Raw genomic sequence first — 20558 nt, forward strand, 5'->3', positions numbered from 1 at the left:
TCCTGGGCGGCAGTTGACGCAACGGGACTTCCGCCCGTCACCTGGCCGAGGAAGTGCTGACCGGTAGCGCACTCGCCCAGACCCAGGAGCCGCAGCCCGTGTCAGCCACCACCCAGGCGAACCGCCCCGCAGCGCTGCTGCCCGCCTCGCGCCGCCGTCCCCCGGCGCGGCAGGCCCCGCGCCCCACCCGCGCCCTCGCGCACGCGCTGCGGCACGCGGCCCCCGCGCTCGCCGCCTACGCGGCCGTGCGGCTGACCTGCCTCGCGGTCCTGTGGACCTGGGCGCACGCCGAGGGCGTCGGGGTGTGGGAGACGGTCGCCTCCGACTGGGACGCCAACTGGTATCTCGGGATCGCCGACCAGGGCTACGCGCGCGAGCTCGGCACGAAGTTCGACTCCAACAACCTGGCCTTCTTCCCGCTCTACCCGGTGACCGTGAAGGTGCTCGCCGCGTTCACGCCGGGCTCGCGCGCGACCGTCGGGCTGCTGTTCGCGGTCGCCTGCTCGTTCGTCGCGGCCTGGGGTGTGTTCGCGGTGGGCGACCGGCTGTACGGGCGGCGGGCCGGGGTGCTGCTCACCGTGCTGTGGGCGGCGTTCCCGGTGTCGGCCGTGCAGTGGATGGGGTACACCGAGTCGCTGTTCACGGCGTTCGTGGCCTGGTCCCTGTACGCGGTGCTGCGCGGCGACTGGCTGTGGGCCGGGTCGCTGGCCGCGCTGTCCGGCCTGACCCGGCCGACCGGGGTCGCCCTCGCGGCGGCCGTCTCCCTGGCCGCGCTCCTGTCCCTGCGCCACCGCCTCGACCGGCGCGCGCTCGCGGGCGCCCTGCTCGCCCCGCTGGGCTGGCTCCTGTACGTGGGCTGGGTGGGCCACCGGCTCGGGCGCTGGGACGGGTACTTCGCGGTGCAAAAGCTGTGGCACAACGAGCTGGACGGCGGCCGCGAGACCCTGCGCATGGTGCGCGAGCTGTTCTTCTACGACTCCGACCCCGAGCTCTTCCTCGTCATGGTGACGCTGACGATGGCCGCCGCTGCCCTGCTCTTCCTCGTCTGCCTCAAGCAGCGCCAGCCGCTGCCGCTGCTCGTGTTCAGCGGGGTGCTCCTGGTCATCGTGCTGGGCTCGGGCGGGGTGTACTTCCCGCGGGCCCGCTTCCTGCTGCCGGGCTTCCCGCTGCTGCTGCCGGTGGCGTTGTACGTGGCCGGGCTCGCCCGCCGGCGGGCCGCGCTGGTCGTGACGGCGGCGGTGCTCGGGTCGGCGTACTGCGGCGGGTACATGCTGCTGGTGTGGCCGAGCGCGCCCTGAGGTCTCCCGCACACGGGTGGGCCCCCTGGTACGCGTACCAGGGGGCCCACCCGTGTCTCGGGCACTGCTCAGTAGGACGAACCGCCCGAACCCAGCGAGCCCGTCGGGTGCCAGACCGTCTTCGTCTCCAGGAAGGCCGTCAGGCGCGAGGTGCCCGGGTCGGCCGACCAGTCCACAGGCTGTGGACGAAGGACGCGCTTCAGGTTGTCCGCCGCCGCGACCTCCAGCTCCTTGGCGAGCTGCTCGTCGGCGCCCGCAAGGTCGATCGCGTTGACGTCCTGGTGCGCGGCGAGCGGCGCGGCGATCTCCGCCGTACGGCCCGAGAGGATGTTGACCACTCCGCCCGGGACGTCGGAGGTGGCGAGCACCTCGGCGAGGCTCAGCGCGGGCAGCGGACGGTCCTCGGCGGCGACGACCACGGCAGTGTTGCCCGTGGCGATCACCGGCGCGAGCACCGACACGAGGCCCAGGAAGGACGAGTCCTGCGGCGCGACGATCGTCACGACGCCGGTCGGCTCGGGCGAGGACAGGTTGAAGAACGGGCCCGCGACCGGGTTCCCGCCGCCCGCGACCTGGGCGATCTTGTCGGTCCAGCCCGCGTACCAGACCCAGCGGTCGATCGCGGCGTCCACGACGGCGGCCGCCTTGGCCTTCGACAGGCCCTCGGCGTCCTGGACCTCGCGGACGAACTGCTCGCGGCGGCCTTCCAGCATCTCCGCGACGCGGTACAGGATCTGGCCGCGCAGATACGCGGTCGCGCCCGCCCAGCCGCCGAAGGCCTTGCGCGCGGCGACCACCGCGTCACGGGCGTCCTTGCGGGAGGACAGCGGGGCGTTGGCCAGCCAGTTGCCCTTTGCGTCGTTCACTTCGTACACCCGGCCGCTCTCGGAACGAGGGAACTTCCCGCCCACGTACAGCTTGTAGGTCTTGAAGACGGACAACCGCGCTTCAGTCGACTCAGACATCGAGGTACGCCTCCAGACCGTGCCGGCCGCCCTCGCGGCCGAAGCCCGACTCCTTGTAGCCGCCGAACGGCGAGGTCGGGTCGAACTTGTTGAACGTGTTGGACCAGACGACGCCCGCGCGCAGCTTGTTCGCGACGGCGAGGATGCGCGAGCCCTTCTCGGTCCAGATGCCGGCCGAGAGCCCGTACGGGGTGTTGTTGGCCTTGGCGACGGCCTCGTCCGGCGTGCGGAAGGTGAGGACCGACAGGACCGGGCCGAAGATCTCGTCGCGGGCGACGGTGTGCGCCTGGGTGACGTTCGTGAACAGCGTGGGCGCGAACCAGTAGCCGGTGGAGGGGAGTTCGCACTCCGGCGACCAGCGCTCGGCGCCCTCGGCCTCACCGGTCTCGACGAGCGCGGTGATCCGGGAGAGCTGCTCCTCGGAGTTGATCGCGCCGATGTCGGTGTTCTTGTCGAGCGGGTCGCCCAGGCGCAGGGTGCTCAGGCGGCGCTTGAGGGAGTCGAGCAGCTCGTCGTGGATCGACTCCTGGACGAGGAGCCTGCTTCCCGCGCAGCACACCTGGCCCTGGTTGAAGAAGATGCCGCCGACGATGCCCTCGACGGCCTGGTCGATGGGGGCGTCGTCGAAGACGATGTTGGCGCCCTTGCCGCCGAGTTCGAGCGTGAGCTTCTTGTCGGTGCCCGCGAGGGTGCGGGCGATCTCCTTGCCGACGGCCGTGGAGCCGGTGAAGGCGACCTTGTTCACGTCCGGGTGCGCGGTGACGGCGGCGCCCGCGTCCCCGTATCCGGGAAGGATGTTGACGACGCCCTTGGGGAGCCCGGCCTGGCGGCAGATGTCCGCGAAGAACAGCGCCGACAGCGGGGTGGTCTCGGCCGGCTTCAGCACGACCGTGTTGCCGGTCGCGAGGGCCGGGGCGATCTTCCACGCGAGCATCAGGAGCGGGAAGTTCCACGGGATGACCTGGCCCGCGACACCGAGGGGCTTCGGGTCCGGGCCGTAGCCCGCGTGGTCGAGCTTGTCGGCCCAGCCCGCGTAGTAGAAGAAGTGCGCGGCGACCAGGGGCAGGTCGGCGTCGCGGGTCTCCTTGATCGGCTTTCCGTTGTCCAGGGTCTCCAGGACGGCGAGCTCGCGGCTGCGCTCCTGGATGATCCGGGCGATACGGAAGAGGTACTTGCCGCGCTCGGCGCCCGGCAGCGCGGACCACTTCTCGAAGGCCTTGCGCGCGGCCTTCACCGCGCGGTCCACGTCCTCGGCGCCGGCCCGGGCCACCTCGGAGAGGACCTCCTCGGTGCTCGGCGAGACGGTCTTGAACACCTTGCCGTCCGCGGCCTCGGTGAACTCGCCGTCGATGAACAGGCCGTAGGACGGGGCGATGTCGACGACGGCGCGCGACTCGGGCGCCGGTGCGTACTCGAACAGGTTGGTCATGTCGGTCAGTCCACCGTCACGTAGTCGGGACCGGAGTAGCGTCCGGTGGCCAGCTTCTGACGCTGCATCAGCAGGTCGTTGAGGAGGCTGGAGGCGCCGAAGCGGAACCAGTGGTTGTCCAGCCAGTCGGGCCCCGCCGTCTCGTTCACCAGGACGAGGAACTTGATCGCGTCCTTGGTGGAGCGGATGCCGCCCGCGGGCTTCACGCCGACCTGTACCCCGGTCTGCGCGCGGAAGTCGCGCACGGCCTCCAGCATCAGGAGGGTGTTGGCGGGCGTGGCATTGACGCCGACCTTGCCGGTCGAGGTCTTGATGAAGTCCGCTCCCGCGATCATGCCGATCCAGGAGGCGCGGCGGATGTTGTCGTACGTGGACAGCTCGCCGGTCTCGAAGATGACCTTGAGGCGCGCGTCCCCGCAGGCCTCCTTCACGGCGCGGATCTCCTCGTAGACCTTCATGTAGTGGCCCGCGAGGAACGCGCCGCGGTCGATCACCATGTCGATCTCGTCGGCGCCCGCGGCCACCGCGTCCTTGGTGTCGGCGAGCTTCACGCCGAGGGCGGCGCGGCCGGCCGGGAAGGCGGTGGCGACAGAGGCGACCTTCACGCCGGAGCCCGCGACCGCTTCCTTGGCGGTGGCCACCATGTCGGGGTAGACGCAGACCGCGGCGGTCTTGGGCGTCGTACGGTCCGTCGGGTCGGGGTTGACCGCCTTCGCGCCGAGCGCGCGGACCTTGCCCGCCGTGTCGGCGCCTTCCAGGGTCGTCAGGTCGATCATCGAGATGGCCAGGTCGATGGCGTACGCCTTCGCCGTGGTCTTGATCGACCGCGTCCCGAGGGCGGCGGCCCGCGCCTCGAGCCCGACCGTGTCCACGCCGGGCAGGCCGTGGAGGAAGCGGCGGAGGGTGGCGTCGGAGGAGGTCACGTCGGCGAAGGAGGCCGTCGCCTCCCGGGCCGCGGGGGCCTTCCCGGCGCGCTCGGTCTGCTCGCCGGCCTTCGCTCGGGCCTTCTTCTCGCCCTTGGCCGGCTTGTCTGACTTGGGGACTGGGGGCATGGTCACGAGGGGAGCATATCTACGCGCGTAGCGGCTTGTGAAGTCCTCGGGCCGGGACGGGCATACGCGGACGGGGGCCGCGGACGGCGGACGGGGATTCGGGCCGCGGCCCGTGACCTCGGTCCCACCCCGCCGCGCCGGGCGGAATCCCTGGGGCAGAATCGACGGCATGAGCTCCTCCGACGAGTCCCAGAACAGCCGCCCCGAGCCGGGCGAGACCGCGACGCCGGACCGTGTCTTCCGTTCCGGCGCCGGGATCGCGGGCGGCGTCCTGCTGCTCGGGCTCGGCGCCTGGCTCGGCGGGGACGCGCTGGTGCGCGGCGCGGGTACGGCGCCCTGGCTGGCGCTCGCCGCGCTCATCGCGTTCGTGCCGCTGATCGTCGCGTACACGCTGCGGCCCGCGGTGTACGCGAACAACCAGCGCCTGAAGATCCGCAACCCGTTCCGCACGATCGTGCTGCCGTGGGCGGCCGTGGACGACGTACGGGCCTCGTACTCGTGCGAGGTGCTGTCGGGGGAGGCGAAGTACCAGCTGTGGGCCATCCCCGTGTCGCTGCGCGCCCGCAAGGCGGCCAACCGCCGCCAGGCGCGCGCCGCCGCCGAGGACACGAGCGGCCGGACGTCCGTCCTGGCCACCTCGGACCGCCCCCTGCGCGCCTCGGCCGACCAGGCGGTGGACGACCTGCGCGAGCTCGCCGAGCGCCACGGCCGCGATGCCGCCGCGCAGGGCGGGGTCGAGATCCGCTGGGCCTACGAGGTGATGGCCCCGGTGGTGGCCGGGGGGATTCTGCTCGCGGTGCTGCTGCTGATCGGCTGAGGGGGGCGGCTCGGGCTGTTCGGCTGAGGGGGACGGCTCGTGGTGATCGGCTGAGGGGTACGGCTCGGGTTGTTCGCCTGAGGGGACGGCTCGGGCTGATCGCCTGAGCGCATACGACTCCGGGCGCTCGGCGCAGCCGTACGGGCTAGCCCGGCAGCAGCTGTGCCGCCCGGCCGACCACGGGCAGGTCCGCGACCGAGCCGCCGGCGGCGATCGGGCCCGTCACCAGGGCGGAGCTCACCGGCTTGAAGTCGGCCACCTGGGTGGCCACCGCGTTGTCCAGCGGGTCCACGCCGGTGCCCGCGAGCGGGTCCAGGCGGAGGTTCTTGGCGGGGCTGACGGCGAATCCGACCGCGTCCGTCACCGCGCGCCCCGGGGTGGCCGAGTCCACGTCGCCCACCGGGGTGCCGACCCCGAGCGCGAGCGGCACGGCGACGGCGCCCGCACCGCCCGCCGACGCACCGAGGGCGAGGCCCGTCACCGAAACGACCAGGCCCGCCCGGGCCGCCGCCCTGCCGCGACGCTTGGGGGCCGCGTGCCGTGCGGCGTGCCGTGCCTTGTGTGCTGCCATGGTCCACCTCGCGGGTAATCGTGAGGCCACGCAGCGTAGTTGAGGTGTGAGGTGTGTTTCAAAGCACGTCCGCCGGGATGAGCCGAACGAGGACATGCCTCACACTGGTGTTCCGTGAGTTCCCATCCCCCGATACCGACCCGCGTCGTCCTGCTCTGCGGCCCCTCAGGCGGCGGCAAGTCGCGCCTCGCGGCCCTCTCCGGGCTGCCGGTCCTGCGCCTCGACGACTTCTACAAGGAGGGCGACGACCCGACTCTGCCGGTCTTCGCGGGCACCACGGACATCGACTGGGACTCCCCCGCCTCCTGGGACGCCGACGTCGCCCTCGCGGCCATCGTCGAGCTGTGCCGTACGGGGCGGACGCGGACGCCCGTCTACGACATCTCCACCAGCTCGCGCGTGGGCGAGGAGACGCTGGACATCGAGCGCACCCCGCTGTTCATCGCCGAGGGCATCTTCGCGGCCGAGCTCGTGGAGCGCTGCGCCGAGCTCGGCGTGCTCGCGGACGCGCTGTGTCTGCGGGGGCGGCCGTCGACCACGTTCCGCCGCCGTTTCCTGCGGGACCTCAAGGAGGGCCGCAAGTCCGTGCCCTTCCTGCTGCGCCGCGGCTGGCTCCTGATGCGTTCCGAGCGCTCGATCGTCGGCCGGCAGGTCGCGCTCGGCGCCCACCCGTGCAACAAGGAGGAGGCCCTGGGCCGCCTCGCCGCCGCGGCTGCGGGCCGCTGTCAGAAGACGCGTACGGCCGCTTCGTAACGGATCCGCTGACGCGGACGGGCAGGCAGGCTGTCGCGGAGGGGCCGGGGGCGGACGGGTCGTCGCGGACGGGCCGGGACGGACAGGCCGTCACGGACTCGCAGTAACGGGCGGGCCGCCGCAAACAGGCGGGGTCGGACGGACCCTCGCGGACGGGCAGGGACGCATAGGCCGTCACGGGCTCGCAGTAACGGGCGGGCCGCCGCGAACAGCGGGGGTCGGACCGACCGTCGCGGGCGGGCAGGGACGGACAGGCCGCCGCGGACGGGCCTGGACGCACAGACCGTCACGGACTCGCAGGAACGGGCAAGCCGTCACAAACGGGAGGTGGGGCGGGCCGCCACGGACCGCCGGGACCGGGCGCGCACAAGCAGCGGGACCGGACAAGACCCCCCGGCCTCTCCGGTCCCGCTGCCTGCTGCTCCCCCTCGTCCCCCGTGGGAGAGCCCCCCGTTTTCCCCGTTACCCCCCGTGCGCCCTGCGGGATCCCACGTCCCCCGTGGATCCCACCGGGCTCTCCGGTGCCCTTCAGGGCTCCGGACCCCCATCCGGCCGCCGCCTCCCCCCGGGGACGGCGGCCGACACCTCGTACGAGGAGCGGCTCAGGCGACCAGCTCGCCGAAGCACTCCTCCTGGTCGCGGCCGAAGGCCAGGACCTCGTCCTCGCGCAGCCGGCGCAGCGAGCGCCAGATGCTGGACTTCACCGTGCCGACGCTGATGTCGAGGATGTCGGCGATCTCCGGGTCGGTGCGGCCCTCGTAGTAGCGCAGGACCAGCATCGTGCGCTGGAGTTCCGGCAGCCGGGCGAGCGCCTGCCACAGGACCGCGCGCAGCTCGGTGCCGCGCATCGCGTCCGTGTCGCCGGCCGTCTCCGGCAGCTCCTCGGTCGGGTACTCGTTCAGCTTGCGGCGGCGCCACGCGCTGATGTGCAGGTTCGTCATGGTGCGGCGGAGGTAGCCCCCGACCGCGGCCTTGTCCGAGATACGGTCCCAGGCCTTGTACGTCGAGAAGAGGGCGCTCTGGAGGAGGTCCTCGGCCTCGAAACGGTCACCGGTGAGGTGGTAGGCGGTGGCGTACAGGGAGGCGCGGCGTTCCTGCACGTAAGCCGTGAACTCGGCCTCCGAGCGGGGCGCCTGCTCCCCCGAGTCCTCCCTGTACGCGGCTCCCCCGTCAGTCGGTCCGGCCACGTCGATCACGGTCATGAACCCCGTGTGACCGGTGTGCTGACGTCCGGCACCACGAGCGCACCCCCGCCCGCTCACGGCGCCGGACTTCTCGTAACCCCCGTTGCCCCCGTTGGCCTTCGCGACATCGTGCAGACGCGTGACAACTGCGCTTGTGCCGGTGCTGTGCGACAGCGTGTTCATCTCGCGCCCCCCGTCGTGGAGTCCGTGGTGTTTCCGTGTGCTGAGAATCCTGCCCGGCCACTTCGACGGCGGTGTCAGCCGACTGTCACAGACCTGTCACAGGGGGCTGTGTCTTTATGGGGGTCCTACGGGGGTTGGGTTCAGGAGCTGCCCAACTGTCGATACGGAGCCGTGCGATGGGCCAGAATGACCTGGTGCCTTCCCTGTTGCTGATCGAGGACGACGACGCCATCCGGACGGCCCTGGAGATGTCACTGACACGCCAGGGTCACCGCGTGGCCACGGCTGCCACCGGCGAGGACGGCCTGAAGCTGCTCAGCGAGCAGCGGCCGGACCTCATCGTGCTGGATGTGATGCTGCCCGGCATCGACGGCTTCGAGGTGTGCCGGCGGATCCGGCGCACGGATCAGTTGCCGATCATCCTGCTCACCGCGCGCAACGACGACATCGACGTGGTGGTCGGCCTGGAGTCCGGCGCGGACGACTATGTCGTCAAGCCGGTGCAGGGCCGGGTGCTGGACGCGCGGATCCGCGCGGTGCTCCGCCGCGGCGAGCGGGAGGCCAACGACGCGGCCACGTTCGGTTCGCTGGTGATCGACCGCTCGGCGATGACGGTCACGAAGAACGGTGAGGATCTGCAGCTGACGCCCACCGAGCTGCGGCTGCTCCTGGAGCTGAGCCGCAGGCCCGGACAGGCGCTGTCCCGGCAGCAGTTGCTGCGGCTGGTGTGGGAGCACGACTACCTCGGCGACTCGCGCCTTGTGGACGCCTGTGTGCAGCGGCTGCGCGCGAAGGTGGAGGACGTGCCGTCCTCGCCGACGCTGATCCGTACCGTGCGCGGCGTGGGCTACCGCTTGGACGCGCCTCAGTGACGACGCGTACGCCGCGGAGCCACCGGTCCGCCGGGGCGCCGGACGCCTCCGACTCCCCTGCGGGCAAGGCGCGTTGGGGGCGGCGGGTGGCCGCGAAGCTGCGGTTCACGAGTCTGCGGCTGCGGCTGGTCGTGGTGTTCGGCCTGGTCGCGCTGACCGCCGCCGTCTCCGCCTCGGGGATCGCGTACTGGCTCAACCGCGAGGCCCTGCTCACCCGCACCCAGGATGCCGCGCTGAACGATTTCCAGGAGGAGATGCAGAGCCGCGCGGCCACGCTCCAGCTCGACCCCGGACAGGCCGAACTCCAGGACGCGGCCAACCTGATGGCGCGCAGCAGCCAGCAGTACAGCGTGCTGCTCATCGCCGAGAGCGCGGACGGCCAAGTGCTCTCCGCCAAGGCCGGGACCCCGGCCACGTTCACGCTCGACGACGTGCCGGCCTCGTTGCAGGACGCGGTGAACGAGCCGCAGCAGTCGGCCTCCGGGGGCGAGGCCACGTATCGGATGTTCTGGCAGCGCACCGAGTCCGGCGGGACGCCGTATCTCGTCGGCGGTACGCGCGTGACGGGCGACGGGCCGACCGGCTACATGCTGAAGTCGCTCGCGCCCGAGCAGAAGGACCTGAGTTCGCTGGCGTGGTCGCTCGGGATCGCGACGACGCTGGCGCTGATCGGGGCCGCGCTGCTCGCGCAGGCCGCGGCGACCACCGTCCTGAAGCCCGTGCACCGGCTCGGAGTTGCCGCGCGGCGGCTAGGCGAGGGCAAGCTGGACACGCGCCTGCGGGTGTCGGGCACGGATGAACTGGCCGAGCTGTCACGGACGTTCAACCGGACCGCGGAGTCCCTGGAGAAGAAGGTCGCGGACATGAGCGCGCGGGAGGAGTCGAGCCGGCGCTTCGTCGCGGACATGTCCCACGAGCTGCGTACGCCGCTGACGGCGATCACCGCGGTGACCGAGGTCCTCGAAGAGGAGGAGGACAGCCTCGACCCGATGATCGCGCCGGCCGTACGGCTCGTGGTGAGCGAGACGCGGCGGCTCAACGACCTCGTGGAGAACCTGATGGAGGTCACCCGCTTCGACGCGGGCACGGCCCGGCTGGTCCTCGACGACGTGGACCTCGCGGACCAGATCACTGCGTGCATCGACGCGCGGGCCTGGCTGGACGCGGTGGACCTGGACGCCGAGCGCGGCATCATGGCGCGGCTCGACCCGCGCCGGCTCGATGTGATCCTGGCGAATCTGATCGGCAACGCGCTCAAGCACGGCGGCTCTCCGGTGCGGGTTTCGGTGCGTACGGAGGGCGAAGGCGGCGAGGAGATCGTGATCTCGGTACGCGACCACGGTCCGGGCATCCCCGAGGAGGTGCTGCCGCACGTCTTCGACCGCTTCTACAAGGCGAGCGCCTCGCGGCCGCGGTCGGAGGGGTCCGGGCTCGGGCTCTCGATCGCGCTGGAGAACGCGCACATCCACGGCGGCGAGATCAGCGCGGCGAACTCTCCCGAGGGCGGTGCGGTGTTCACGCTGCGGCTGCCGCGGGATGCTTCGGAGCTGGTGGAGCGGGGGCGGGGTGACGGGGCGGGGGCCTCGGGTGGGGCCTCGGGTGGATCGGAAGGGTCTGACGGGTCTGACGGGTCGGATGGCTCGGGTGGGTCCGGTGGGTCGAGCCGGGCCGGTGGGTCTGACGGGTCCGGTGGGCCGGGCAGGTCCGGTGGGTCGGGCGGTTCGGGTGCGTCGGGGTCGTCTGCTTCCGCCGGCACCGTGGAGGGGGCGCGATGAGGCGGCGTGGTGCTGCCGTGGCGCTGCTCGCGGCGGGGCTGCTGGCCGGGCTCTCCGGGTGCGGGATCCGGGCCACCGAGGTGCCGACCGAGTTCGGGACCGCGCCGTCCCGGGTGCCGTGCACGCGCTCGGCGCCCGACGTCAGCGCGCAGTCGGCCGCGGGGCTGCCGGTGCAGGTGTTCCTGATCTGCGGGTCCCAGCTGGTGAGCGTCGACCGGTCGGTCACGCTGGCGGACGGGCGGTCGGCGAACGACCGGGTGGACCTGGCCCAAGCGCTGCTCGACGAGCTGCGGGAGCTGCCGTCGGGGGCGGAGGACAAGGCCGGGTTCAGCTCCGACGTGCGGTCCGCGCTCACCGTACGGGGGCCTCAGCGGGGTGACCCCGAGCGGGCGCTGCGGCTCAGCACGCCGCCCGAGCGGCTGTCGGCGTTCGCGCGGGCGCAGGTGGTGTGCACGCTGGTGCACGGGGTGGGGGCCGGTGAGGAGGCCGTGCTGCTCGGCGGCACGCAGGAGGACTCCGCGTTGCGGAGCTATCGGTGCACGGATGAGGTGCGGGCGCGGCCGGAGGTTGTGCCGGTGCCTTCGGGGTCGGTGGGGTGAGGGTTCTTTTTTCGGGGGCCGGGTCCGGTTGGGCTGAGGTGGGGTTGGGCTTTCCCCTACCCGCCCCTCCCCGAAACCGAGGGCTCCGCCCCCGGACCCCTGGGTGGGCACCCAAGCCTGGGGCTTCGCCCCGGGGACCCGCGCTGGGGCTGCGCCCCGGCCCCCCTGGGTGGGCACCCACGCGGGGGCTTCGCCCCCTGCACCCCCTTTTGGGGCTTCGCCCCTTGCCCCCGTATCGCGCCTGAACGGCGCTCGTCCTCAAACGCCGGACGGGCTGATAGTTGCCCCACGGGCTGAAGAGTGCCCCGCGGCTGACAGTTGCCCCACGGCTGCGTTGCCCCGTAGCGGCCGCGGCCGACAGTTGCCGCACCACTTCCCTCCGCTTCCCGGAAGTGCGGAACCGTTTCAACGTGAGGCTGCGTCTAGGGGGGCGTGCAGCGTCAGGGACTTGGCGGGGTTGCCGTCATCCGCTTTCGTGCGGCAGGAGTCGTGCTCCTCGTCGCGCATCTCGCTTTCGTCGGCTGGCTCACGCTGCGGCCCCTCGATGTCGCCTGGGTGACGGCCGCGAACCTGCAGCCGTTCGCCGGGATCAAGGCGGATCTGGCGCTCGGGCCCGGTCAGGCCGTGCGCCGGATCGGCGAGGCGCTGGCGCTGCTGGCCCCGCTCGGGGTGCTGCTGCCGATGGCCGGGGGCCGGCTGCACGCCTCCACCTTGGGGTCCTTCCTGCGGACCGTCGCGGCGGGCGCGATGCTCTCGCTCGGTATCGAGCTGCTCCAGACCGCCGTACCGGGACAGGTCGTCGACATCGATTCGCTCATGCTGAACACCCTCGGCGTGGCCGTCGTGCACCTGGCCGTCGTACCGGCGGCGCGGGCCCGTATCCGCCGTATGAAGGGGGTTCCCAAGCGGGCCCCCCTCCCCCGGGACGAGGTCCCTCAGGGGTCGACCCCGACGATTCCCAGGGTCGGGATCGCCCCGTAGCCTGACGTTTTGTCCCGCTCGCGACCGTAGTTTTGAAGCAGATCGAGGCACCGACCAGGGAGCCTCACCAACGGTTCGCGAAGGAGCCACCATGACCGCCCTTGCCCGCCCTCGTAACGGACGGATGATCGGCGGAGTGTGCGCAGCGCTGGCGAAGCGCTTCGGCACCTCCGCGACCACGATGCGCGTGATCTTCCTCGTCTCGTGTCTGCTGCCCGGCCCCCAGTTCCTGCTCTACCTGGCGCTGTGGGCGCTGCTGCCCGCCGAGAAGGGCTCCGTCCACAAGGACACCGCGCCTGCGTGGTAAGCACCACCTTGAGCACCATCCGTACCTGAACGGCGAAGGGCGCCCGCCCGGAGTGAGAACTCCGGAGGGCGCCCTTCCGCGTGGCCGCGGCTCACGCGTACGCAGGCCGTACGCGGGCGACGTGCTCGTCAGCCGATCGGCAGGCCCGAGACGGGCAGACCGCCGCCGACGCCCGGCAGACCGCTGACCGGGAGGCCGTCCACGGGCAGGCCGCCGGCCACCGGCAGGGAGCCCGGGTTCACCGGCAGGCCGCCGAGCAGGCCCTTGACCGGGTCGGCGTCGGCGGGCAGCGCCTTCTCGACGGTGGGCTTGGCGGTGCTCAGACCGTTCGTGAGGGCGTTCTGCCCGGCATCCACCGCCTCGGACGCGCCCGGCAGGGTCTTGGTCACCTGGCCGACCGGCAGGTCCTTGGCGACGGAACCGACGGCCTGGGCGGGGTCGGGCAGAGCGGGCGCTGCCGACGCGGCGGATGCGCCGGCTGCGGCGAAAGCGGCACCGAGAGCGGCGACACCGAGGGTCTTGGCAGACTGCTTCATGGTGAATACGTCCTTGGAGACGGGGAGTTCTTGAGCGGTCCCGCAAGCTATCCACGCTCGCTGCGCGCCCGCAAACACCGTCAACGCACGAAAAACGGCCGCGAATTGATCTTCCCGGCCGTTTCTGCGTACGCGCTCTTCGCCTGCTCAGGCCTCGGAACCGCTGGTCGCAGCGGTCTGCTGGAACAGCCACTCCGACTTCAGCTCGGCGTAACCGGGCTTGATCACGTCGTTGATCATGGCCAGTCGTTCATCGAAAGGAATGAATGCTGATTTCATCGCATTGACTGTGAACCACTGCATGTCGTCGAGCGTGTAGCCGAACGTGCCGACCAGGTGCTCGAATTCGCGGCTCATGCTCGTGCCGGACATCAGGCGGTTGTCCGTGTTCACGGTCGCGCGGAAGTGCAGCTTGCGCAGCAGGCCGATGGGGTGCTCGGCGTAGGAACTGGCCGCGCCCGTCTGAAGGTTGGACGTCGGGCACATCTCGAGAGGGATGCGCTTGTCTCGTACGTACGCGGCGAGCCGGCCGAGCTTCACGGTGCCGTCGTCGGCGACCTGGATGTCGTCGATGATCCGCACGCCGTGGCCGAGGCGGTCCGCGCCGCACCACTGAAGGGCCTGCCAGATCGAGGGCAGGCCGAAGGCCTCGCCCGCGTGGATCGTGAAGTGGTTGTTCTCGCGCTTGAGGTACTCGAAGGCGTCGAGGTGGCGGGTGGGCGGGAAGCCGGCCTCGGCGCCCGCGATGTCGAAGCCGACCACGCCGAGGTCGCGGTAGCGGTTGGCGAGCTCGGCGATCTCCAGGGCGCGGGCCGCGTGGCGCATCGCGGTGAGCAGGGCGCCGACGCGGATGCGGTGGCCGTTGGCCTTGGCGCGGCGCTCGCCCTCGCGGAAGCCCTCGTTGACCGCCTCGACGACCTCTTCGAGGGTGAGGCCCTTCTCCAGGTGCTGCTCGGGCGCATACCGGATCTCGGCGTAGACGACGCCGTCCTCCGCGAGGTCCTCGGCGCACTCGGCGGCGACCCGGAAGAGGGCCTCCTTGGTCTGCATGACGGCGCAGGTGTGCGCGAAGGTCTCCAGGTAGCGCGGCAGCGAACCGGAGTCGGCGGCTTCGCGGAACCAGATGCCGAGCTTGTCGGGCTCGGACTCGGGAAGGCCTTCGTAGCCCGTCTCTCGGGCGAGATCGATGATCGTCCCGGGGCGCAGGCCGCCGTCGAGGTGGTCGTGAAGCAGCACCTTGGGGGCCCGGCGGATCTGGTCCGGGGTCGGGGAGGGTGTGGTCTGGCTCGTCATTTCCGCACTCTAACGCCTACGCGCGTAGATTGCTCCTCTCCGTTACGGATTCGCTGCCTGCGGGGTTCCGATACGGGGCGAGTACCGGTCGGATGCGGCTCGGGTACGGGTCGGATACGCCCTCGGCCGCCCCTGCTGCCCCCCTGCTGTGACATCCCACGTCGATACGTAACAGTGATCGCCGGTCCAGGTTCCGTACACCTGTATTTCTGAGACTGTTCTGCCATGGCACAGGAAGCAATGCCGGTGCGCGGGGCCCGACTTGGGCGGGCCATCGGGCACGAGCTGACTCCGGGGCGCAGCGTCGGCGGTGTGGTGCTGCTGCTCCCGGCCGGGGACGTGACCTCCACGCGGCGGGCCCACCCGCTCGCGCTCGCCAACGTGCGCGCGCTCGGCCGCAGGCTGGCCCGGGCCGGACGCGAGGAGGGCCTGGTCGCGCACGCGGTGCACTACCGCTGCCGGGGCTGGAACGGGACGGACGCCCAGCCCGCCGCCGACGCCCTGTGGGCGGCCGACGAGGTCGTACGGCGCTACGGGGACGTGCCCGTCTGTCTCGCCGGGATCGACATGGGCGGCCGGGCGGCGCTGCACGCAGGCGGGCACAGTGCCGTCAACTCCGTGCTCGCGCTTGCCCCTTGGCTGCCCGACAAGGATGTCGCGCTCGCGCCCGAACCGGTGAAGCAGCTGGTGGGGCGGCATGTGCTGATCGCGCACGGGACCAACGACGAGCGGACCGACCCCGAGTTGTCCTTCCGCTATGCCGAGCGTCTGAAGAAGACCAACCGGGACACCGCACGCTTCGAGGTGCACTCCGACGGGCACGCGATGCTCCAGCACCGGGCCGAGGTGTTCGCGCTCGCGGTGGACTTCGTACGCGGTGCACTGTTGGGGCAGCCCTTCGCGCGGCCGGTCGCGGACGCGTTCGCGGCGCCGCCGCCGCTGGGGCTGCGGATGCCGCTGGCTTCTGGGTTCGGGCGGGCGTTGATGCGCTGAGCGCCCCGGTGGGGTGGGGTGCCGGCGGCTTCAGGGTGAGTGGCCGGTCAGGCGAGCAACCGCCCCTTCCGCGTCAGCAGGAACCGTTTGAACGCCGCGACCGGCGGTGTGTCCGGGTGGCCCTCCAGCCAGGCCACGCCGATCTCGCGGACCGCGCGCTGGCCCACGATCGACAGCTCCACAACTCCCGGGCGGGGGCGGGCCGGTGGCGGCAGCAGGGCGACGCCGAGGCCCACCGCGACGAGGCCGCGCAGCGTCTCCGCCTCCTCGCCCTCGAAGGCGATACGCGGACGGAAACCCGCCTCCGCGCACAGGGCGTCGGTGATGCGGCGCAGTCCGTAGCCCGGCTCCAGCATGATGAAGGCCTCCTCGGCGGCCTCCGCGAGCCGGATGCGTTTGCGCGAGGCGAGGTGGTGGTCCTCGGGGACGACCAGGCGCAGGCGCTGCTCGTCGAGGCGGCGGGCCGCGAGGTCGGGGGCGTCCGGGACCGGGGACGTGAGGCAGAGGTCGAGTTCGCCCGAGCGCAGGTGCTCCAGCATCCACTCGCCGTAGTTCTGCACGAGCGTGAAGCGGACGCGCGGGTGGTCGGCGCGGAACGCGCGGATGAGCTCGGGGACCGTCTCCGAGCCCATGGTGTGCAGGAAGCCGAAGGCGACCTTGCCGGACTCGGGGTCCGCGTCGGCCCGTACGGACTCGGCCGCGCGCTCCACCTCGCCGAGCGCGCGCTCGACCGTGGCGAGGAAGGTGCGGCCCGCGGCGGTGAGCGAGACGGTGCGGCCGTGCCGGGCGAACAGGTCCACGCCCAAGTCGCGTTCGAGCCGGACGAGGGCGCGCGAGACCGTGGACTGCGGGACCTGGAGCTGCTGGGCAGCGCGCGTGACGTGCTCGGCGCGGGCCACCGCGGCGAAGTACGCCAGGCGCGGCGCGAGGACCGCCGACCAGGACTCCGGGTCCAGTTCGGCCAGCTTCTGGATGTCTTTTGTGTCACTGTTCGGTGACAGGCCCGACGGTGACCTCGACTCATGCGGCATGGGAACGATTATCGCGAGTCCGTGCATTGGACGCATGAATCGAGCGGGCCTAATTTCGAAGCATGCCTGCCGCCAGTAGCAGGGCATCCGCCCACACCGCGGGTGCCCTCGCCCCCCAGTCCCCTGACACCGCTCCGGAAGATTCCCGGCTCGCGCCCGGCCTCCCCGGCTACCGCCGGATCAGCCTCGCGCTCTTCGCCGCCGGCCTCGCCACCTTCGCCCTCCTCTACTCCACGCAGGCCCTACTGCCCGCCATCTCCGGCGAGTTCGCGGTCACCGCGGACGACGCGAGCTGGACCGTGTCCGCCGCGACCGGGGCGCTGGCCCTGTTCGTGCTGCCGCTGAGCGCGCTCTCGGAGCGGTTCGGGCGGCGCACCCTGATGACCGTCTCGCTGAGCGTGGCCGTGGTGGTCGGGCTGCTCGTGCCCTTCGCGCCGAGTCTGGGCTGGCTGGTCGCGCTGCGCGCCGTGCAGGGTGCGGCGCTCGCGGGTCTGCCGGCCTCCGCGATGGCGTATCTCGCGGAGGAGGTGCGGCCGAAGGCGCTGGTCGCCGCGGTCGGTCTGTTCGTCGCGGGCAACAGCATCGGCGGCATGAGCGGCCGTATCGTCTCCGGCTGGATCGCGCAGGCCTGGGGCTGGCGCGCGGCGCTGCTCGCGGTCGGCGTGATGGCGCTGGTGTGCGGGCTCGCCTTCCGTGCGCTGCTCCCCAGGCCCCGTAACTTCAAGGCCGGTTCGCTGAACCCGCGCGCCCTGTACGGGACGGTCCGCGGCCATCTGTCGAACCCGCTGCTGGTGCGCCTGTACGTGATCGGCGCGCTGTTCATGACCGTCTTCGGCGCGGTGTACACGGTGATCGGCTACCGGCTCGTGGACGAACCGTTCAGCCTGCCGCAGGGCGTTGTCGGCTCCGTCTTCCTCGTCTACCTCGTCGGCACCGTCTCCTCGGCGACCGCGGGCAAGCTGGTGGGTCGGCTGGGCCGCCGGGGCGCGCTGTACCTGGCGGTCGGCACCACGGCCGCCGGTCTGCTGCTCTCGCTGACCAGCTCCCTCGCGGGCATCCTGCTCGGCCTCGTGCTCATCACGGCCGGCTTCTTCGCGGGGCACGCGGTGGCCTCCTCGTCGGTGAGCCGGACCGCGACCACCGGACGCGCGCAGGCCTCGGCGCTGTACCAGTCCGCGTACTACATCGGCTCCAGCGCGGGCGGCACGCTCGGCGCGCTCGCCTTCCACGCGGGCGGCTGGCCGGCCACCGTCGTGCTCGGTCTCGTCGCGGTGCTCGGCGTGGTGTCGGTGACGCTCTACGGGTCGCATGCGGCGCGTGTGGAACAGCGGATGCTCCTCGCGGCCCGGTAAGTACGGACTGCTCCGAACTCCCCTGAATTTCCCAGGAATTGGCAGGGATTTCGGTACAACCAGGCTTACTTCAGGGTCGTCCTATCAGCAGAGACTTCCCGGCACTCTTCCGCCGGGAGGCTCACTGCGCCGAAAGGGACGACGGCCATGCGTAGGAGAGCACGGAGAGTGGTTGCGGCCACGGGGGTCACGGCACTGGTGGTACCGCTGAGCGTGGCGCTCAGCGCGGGTTCGGCAAGCGCGGCGAGCTGTACGACGAGCACGGGTCCGTATCAGAAGCAGGTCGAGAAGTTCCTCGGGCTGCGCGTGGACGGACGGCAGTCCGCCGCCGACTGCACGGCGATACGGGCGTTCCAGACCAAGCATCTGATCAAGCCGAACATCGGGTACGCGGGCCCCGTCACCTGGGGCGTGATGAGCCTGATGCTCAAGCAGAAGCCCGTACTCGCGGCGAAGAACCCCAATGCGGCGGGCAAGTGCCCGACCAACAAGGGCCGTATCGCCTGCGTGGACCTGACGCTCCAGATCAGCTGGATCCAGGACGGCAGGACGCTCAAGTACGGTCCGGTGCCGGTGCGGACGGGGCGCAACGGCGCGGAGACCAGGACGGGCGCGAAGAAGATCTACCTCCGCAAGCTCAACCACTGGTCGACCATCTACAAGGTGTGGATGCCGTACACGCAGTTCTTCGACGGCGGCATCGCCTTCCACCAGGTGGACAAGAGCATGTACGCGCCTCCGGGCTCGGGCGGCTGCGTGAACATGCGCAAGGCCGACGCCCAGAAGTACTGGAGCATGCTGAAGAAGGGCGACGACGTGTACGTGTACGGGCGTAAGCCCGGGACGTGACAGGTCGCCGGTGAGGTGACCCCGGCCGCGTGACGCTCCGGCCAACCTTTGGCCGGATGTCAAGGGCTGGGACGGGTTTTCGCTGCTCACGGGCGATTGTCAGTGGGGCCCTGTAGCTTTCGAAGTGCCAGTGTCGAGGGCTACAGGGGTGAACCCAATGGCGGGATCGTCTGATCTGAGTGGTGCGGGCCGAAGCGGTACGGGTCTGGGGGGTACGGATCCGAGCGGCTCCGTGGGGACCAGGGAGGACCTGGACCTGCGGATGGAGAAGCACCGGACCGAGCTGACCGGGTACTGCTACCGGATGCTCGGCTCCGGCTTCGAGGCCGAGGACGCCGTGCAGGACACTTTCGTGCGCGCCTGGCGTGCGTACGACAAGTTCGAGGGGCGCTCCTCGCTGCGCTCGTGGCTGTACCGGATCGCGACGAATGTGTGCCTGGACATGCTGAACGCGGGGAACAAGCGGGCCCGGCCGATGGACCTCACCGAGCAGGCCCACCAGGCGACCGCGGTGCTCAACGAGCGTTCGGAGATCACCTGGCTGGAGCCGGTCCCCGACGGCCGTGTGCTGCCCTCGTCGGCGGACCCCGCGGAGACCGCGGTGGCGCGCGAGACGGTCCGCCTCGCGTTCGTGGCGGCGCTCCAGCACCTGCCCGCCAAGCAGCGTGCGGTGCTCATCCTGCGCGAGGTGCTCGCGTGGAAGGCCAGCGAGGTCGCGGAGCTGCTCGACACGTCGGTGGCGTCGGTGAACAGTGCGCTGCAACGGGCGCGGGCCACCCTCGCGGACACCGGCGGTGTGAAGGAGACGGACACCGTCGACCCGCTGGACGACGAGCAGCAGAAGCTGCTCGACCGCTATGTGGCGGCCTTCGAGGGCTATGACATGGAAGCCCTGACGTCCCTGCTCCACGAGGACGCCATCATGTCCATGCCCCCGTTCGACCTGTGGCTGGTCGGCCACGAGGACATCGTCAACTGGCACCTCGTGCAGGGCGCCAAGTGCCGCGACGGAAAGCTCATCGCGACGGTGGCCAACGGCACGCCCGCGTTCGGCCAGTACCACCTCAACGAGGACGGCACGTACTCGCCCTGGGCGCTCCAGGTCATCGAGATCACGGACGGGAAGATCTCGGGGCTCAATGCCTTCCTGGACACCAAGCGGTGGTTCCCGCTGTTCGGGCTGCCGGAGTCGTTGCCGGCGGGGGCCGCGTAGGAGGCGGGGCGCGGCAGTCCCCGCCTGCCCCTGTCCGGGGAGTGAGACCGTCCCGGCGGCGGCCGATGAGTTTTCGGCGCCGGGACGGTCTCCCCTGCATGACTACCGTTGAGCCCGTCGTCCTGCGCCTCGCGGCGCCCCTCACCCGTGCCCAGGTCCCGCAGCTGTGCGCGCACCTGAGCGGACAGCTGGAGCGGACCGGCGCCGACGAGGTGATCGTCGACGCCCTCGCCCTGCACCACGCGGGCCAGGCGGACTTCGCGGTGATCGACGCACTGGCCCGACTACGCCTCACGGCACGCAGGGCGGGTGCGGGGGTCAGGATCCGCGACCCCGGACCTGCGCTGCTCCGGCTGCTCCAACTGACCGGTCTTTCCGAGGTGTTGGGCGCCGTGGAGGAGCGAGGGCGCGAGCCCGACCCCGACTTGACGGGGTGAGACGGGCGAGGGGCGCCCGGACGGTATCCGTCCGGGCGCCCCTCGCTGTGCCGGTGCCACTTCAGGCG

General features: G+C 71.5%; 21 protein-coding genes. 13 read left to right on the forward strand and 8 right to left on the reverse strand.

Annotated elements, in window-relative coordinates; all coding sequences use genetic code 11:
- Positions 1-98: 98 nt before the first annotated feature.
- Entirely contained in the window at positions 99-1298 is a 1200-nt protein-coding gene (locus BLT97_RS19205) for a glycosyltransferase family 39 protein (RefSeq protein ID WP_425442729.1), read from the forward strand.
- A 68-nt stretch (positions 1299-1366) separates the two neighbouring features.
- Here BLT97_RS19205 and BLT97_RS19210 read toward each other — a convergent pair whose 3' ends face one another.
- The 3 genes from BLT97_RS19210 to deoC are packed head-to-tail and all read right to left on the reverse strand — an operon-like array spanning position 1367 to position 4750.
- On the reverse strand, positions 1367-2263 hold the full coding sequence (locus BLT97_RS19210; RefSeq protein WP_093611853.1) for an aldehyde dehydrogenase family protein: 897 nt from the start codon (positions 2261-2263) through the stop codon (positions 1367-1369).
- Positions 2256-3692, reverse strand: a complete 1437-nt coding sequence (locus tag BLT97_RS19215; protein WP_093611855.1) for an aldehyde dehydrogenase family protein — start codon at positions 3690-3692, stop codon at positions 2256-2258. Before BLT97_RS19215 ends, BLT97_RS19210 begins: the two co-directional genes overlap by 8 nt.
- Before the next feature lie 5 nt (positions 3693-3697).
- Entirely contained in the window at positions 3698-4750 is a 1053-nt protein-coding gene (deoC, locus tag BLT97_RS19220; protein ID WP_245769413.1) for a deoxyribose-phosphate aldolase, read from the reverse strand.
- Between the two features lie 163 nt (positions 4751-4913).
- Here deoC and BLT97_RS19225 point away from each other — a divergent pair, with 163 nt between their 5' ends.
- Positions 4914-5561 (forward strand): PH domain-containing protein, encoded by a 648-nt coding sequence (locus BLT97_RS19225; RefSeq protein ID WP_093611857.1) that lies wholly within the window; start codon positions 4914-4916, stop codon positions 5559-5561.
- Between the two features lie 145 nt (positions 5562-5706).
- On the opposite strand, the gene BLT97_RS19230 is transcribed toward BLT97_RS19225, so the two are convergent.
- On the reverse strand, positions 5707-6132 hold the full coding sequence (locus BLT97_RS19230) for a hypothetical protein (RefSeq protein ID WP_093611859.1): 426 nt from the start codon (positions 6130-6132) through the stop codon (positions 5707-5709).
- A 114-nt stretch (positions 6133-6246) separates the two neighbouring features.
- Here BLT97_RS19230 and BLT97_RS19235 point away from each other — a divergent pair, with 114 nt between their 5' ends.
- Positions 6247-6885, forward strand: a complete 639-nt coding sequence (locus tag BLT97_RS19235) for a uridine kinase family protein (protein WP_107407027.1) — start codon at positions 6247-6249, stop codon at positions 6883-6885.
- 602 nt (positions 6886-7487) lie between these two features.
- On the opposite strand, the gene BLT97_RS19240 is transcribed toward BLT97_RS19235, so the two are convergent.
- A complete protein-coding gene (locus BLT97_RS19240) occupies positions 7488-8252 on the reverse strand; it encodes a SigE family RNA polymerase sigma factor (protein ID WP_093611861.1) in 765 nt (254 codons plus the stop codon).
- 194 nt (positions 8253-8446) lie between these two features.
- On the opposite strand from BLT97_RS19240, the gene afsQ1 reads away from it, so the two are divergent.
- The 5 genes from afsQ1 to BLT97_RS19265 all read left to right on the forward strand — a co-directional run bounded on the left by afsQ1 (position 8447) and on the right by BLT97_RS19265 (position 12786).
- Positions 8447-9124: a two-component system response regulator AfsQ1 gene (afsQ1, locus tag BLT97_RS19245; protein WP_176953839.1), complete on the forward strand. Its 678-nt coding sequence runs from the start codon at positions 8447-8449 to the stop codon at positions 9122-9124.
- Positions 9121-10899, forward strand: a complete 1779-nt coding sequence (locus BLT97_RS19250) for a sensor histidine kinase (protein ID WP_425442730.1) — start codon at positions 9121-9123, stop codon at positions 10897-10899. Before afsQ1 ends, BLT97_RS19250 begins: the two co-directional genes overlap by 4 nt.
- Positions 10896-11498, forward strand: coding sequence for a hypothetical protein (locus tag BLT97_RS19255; RefSeq protein ID WP_093611865.1), 603 nt, complete (start codon positions 10896-10898; stop codon positions 11496-11498). The genes BLT97_RS19250 and BLT97_RS19255 overlap by 4 nt, the downstream gene beginning before the upstream one ends.
- 432 nt (positions 11499-11930) lie before the next feature.
- Positions 11931-12479, forward strand: a complete 549-nt coding sequence (locus BLT97_RS19260) for a VanZ family protein (protein WP_093611867.1) — start codon at positions 11931-11933, stop codon at positions 12477-12479.
- 91 nt (positions 12480-12570) lie between these two features.
- Positions 12571-12786, forward strand: a complete 216-nt coding sequence (locus tag BLT97_RS19265; protein ID WP_093611869.1) for a PspC domain-containing protein — start codon at positions 12571-12573, stop codon at positions 12784-12786.
- Positions 12787-12914: 128 nt separating this feature from the next.
- Here the strand turns inward: BLT97_RS19265 and BLT97_RS19270 are convergent, their stop codons facing one another.
- On the reverse strand, positions 12915-13322 hold the full coding sequence (locus BLT97_RS19270; RefSeq protein WP_093611871.1) for a hypothetical protein: 408 nt from the start codon (positions 13320-13322) through the stop codon (positions 12915-12917).
- A gap of 147 nt (positions 13323-13469) precedes the next feature.
- The gene (locus BLT97_RS19275; RefSeq protein ID WP_093611873.1) at positions 13470-14615 is read right to left on the reverse strand and encodes an adenosine deaminase; all 1146 of its coding nucleotides are present in this window, start codon (positions 14613-14615) and stop codon (positions 13470-13472) included.
- 225 nt (positions 14616-14840) lie between these two features.
- Here BLT97_RS19275 and BLT97_RS19280 point away from each other — a divergent pair, with 225 nt between their 5' ends.
- The gene (locus BLT97_RS19280) at positions 14841-15608 is read left to right on the forward strand and encodes a prolyl oligopeptidase family serine peptidase (protein ID WP_093611875.1); all 768 of its coding nucleotides are present in this window, start codon (positions 14841-14843) and stop codon (positions 15606-15608) included.
- Between the two features lie 47 nt (positions 15609-15655).
- Here the strand turns inward: BLT97_RS19280 and BLT97_RS19285 are convergent, their stop codons facing one another.
- Positions 15656-16639, reverse strand: coding sequence for a LysR family transcriptional regulator (locus tag BLT97_RS19285; RefSeq protein WP_093611877.1), 984 nt, complete (start codon positions 16637-16639; stop codon positions 15656-15658).
- Between the two features lie 62 nt (positions 16640-16701).
- On the opposite strand from BLT97_RS19285, the gene BLT97_RS19290 reads away from it, so the two are divergent.
- From BLT97_RS19290 to BLT97_RS19305, 4 genes are all read left to right on the forward strand, one after another.
- Complete coding sequence (locus BLT97_RS19290) at positions 16702-17991, forward strand: MFS transporter (protein WP_093611879.1); 1290 nt, start codon at positions 16702-16704, stop codon at positions 17989-17991.
- A gap of 147 nt (positions 17992-18138) precedes the next feature.
- Positions 18139-18840, forward strand: coding sequence for a L,D-transpeptidase family protein (locus BLT97_RS19295; RefSeq protein ID WP_093611881.1), 702 nt, complete (start codon positions 18139-18141; stop codon positions 18838-18840).
- A 262-nt stretch (positions 18841-19102) separates the two neighbouring features.
- A complete protein-coding gene (locus BLT97_RS19300) occupies positions 19103-20053 on the forward strand; it encodes a sigma-70 family RNA polymerase sigma factor (RefSeq protein ID WP_245769430.1) in 951 nt (316 codons plus the stop codon).
- 98 nt (positions 20054-20151) lie between these two features.
- Positions 20152-20490 (forward strand): STAS domain-containing protein, encoded by a 339-nt coding sequence (locus BLT97_RS19305; protein ID WP_093611885.1) that lies wholly within the window; start codon positions 20152-20154, stop codon positions 20488-20490.
- Positions 20491-20558 lie beyond the last annotated feature (68 nt).

The sequence above is a fragment of the Streptomyces indicus genome (genome assembly GCF_900100315.1).
GTDB classification, from domain to species: domain Bacteria; phylum Actinomycetota; class Actinomycetes; order Streptomycetales; family Streptomycetaceae; genus Streptomyces; species Streptomyces indicus.

What these genes read in the sequence shown, in the direction of transcription:
- BLT97_RS19210 (WP_093611853.1), bottom strand. Translation starts at nt 2,263, where the DNA reads ATGTCTGAGTCGACTGAAGCGCGGTTGTCCGTCTTCAAGACCTACAAG.
- BLT97_RS19215 (WP_093611855.1), bottom strand. Translation starts at nt 3,692, where the DNA reads ATGACCAACCTGTTCGAGTACGCACCGGCGCCCGAGTCGCGCGCCGTC.
- BLT97_RS19225 (WP_093611857.1), top strand. Translation starts at nt 4,914, where the DNA reads ATGAGCTCCTCCGACGAGTCCCAGAACAGCCGCCCCGAGCCGGGCGAG.
- BLT97_RS19230 (WP_093611859.1), bottom strand. Translation starts at nt 6,132, where the DNA reads ATGGCAGCACACAAGGCACGGCACGCCGCACGGCACGCGGCCCCCAAG.
- BLT97_RS19240 (WP_093611861.1), bottom strand. Translation starts at nt 8,252, where the DNA reads ATGAACACGCTGTCGCACAGCACCGGCACAAGCGCAGTTGTCACGCGT.
- BLT97_RS19255 (WP_093611865.1), top strand. Translation starts at nt 10,896, where the DNA reads ATGAGGCGGCGTGGTGCTGCCGTGGCGCTGCTCGCGGCGGGGCTGCTG.
- BLT97_RS19265 (WP_093611869.1), top strand. Translation starts at nt 12,571, where the DNA reads ATGACCGCCCTTGCCCGCCCTCGTAACGGACGGATGATCGGCGGAGTG.
- BLT97_RS19270 (WP_093611871.1), bottom strand. Translation starts at nt 13,322, where the DNA reads ATGAAGCAGTCTGCCAAGACCCTCGGTGTCGCCGCTCTCGGTGCCGCT.
- BLT97_RS19275 (WP_093611873.1), bottom strand. Translation starts at nt 14,615, where the DNA reads ATGACGAGCCAGACCACACCCTCCCCGACCCCGGACCAGATCCGCCGG.
- BLT97_RS19280 (WP_093611875.1), top strand. Translation starts at nt 14,841, where the DNA reads ATGGCACAGGAAGCAATGCCGGTGCGCGGGGCCCGACTTGGGCGGGCC.
- BLT97_RS19285 (WP_093611877.1), bottom strand. Translation starts at nt 16,639, where the DNA reads ATGCCGCATGAGTCGAGGTCACCGTCGGGCCTGTCACCGAACAGTGAC.
- BLT97_RS19290 (WP_093611879.1), top strand. Translation starts at nt 16,702, where the DNA reads ATGCCTGCCGCCAGTAGCAGGGCATCCGCCCACACCGCGGGTGCCCTC.
- BLT97_RS19295 (WP_093611881.1), top strand. Translation starts at nt 18,139, where the DNA reads ATGCGTAGGAGAGCACGGAGAGTGGTTGCGGCCACGGGGGTCACGGCA.
- BLT97_RS19300 (WP_245769430.1), top strand. Translation starts at nt 19,103, where the DNA reads ATGGAGAAGCACCGGACCGAGCTGACCGGGTACTGCTACCGGATGCTC.
- BLT97_RS19305 (WP_093611885.1), top strand. Translation starts at nt 20,152, where the DNA reads ATGACTACCGTTGAGCCCGTCGTCCTGCGCCTCGCGGCGCCCCTCACC.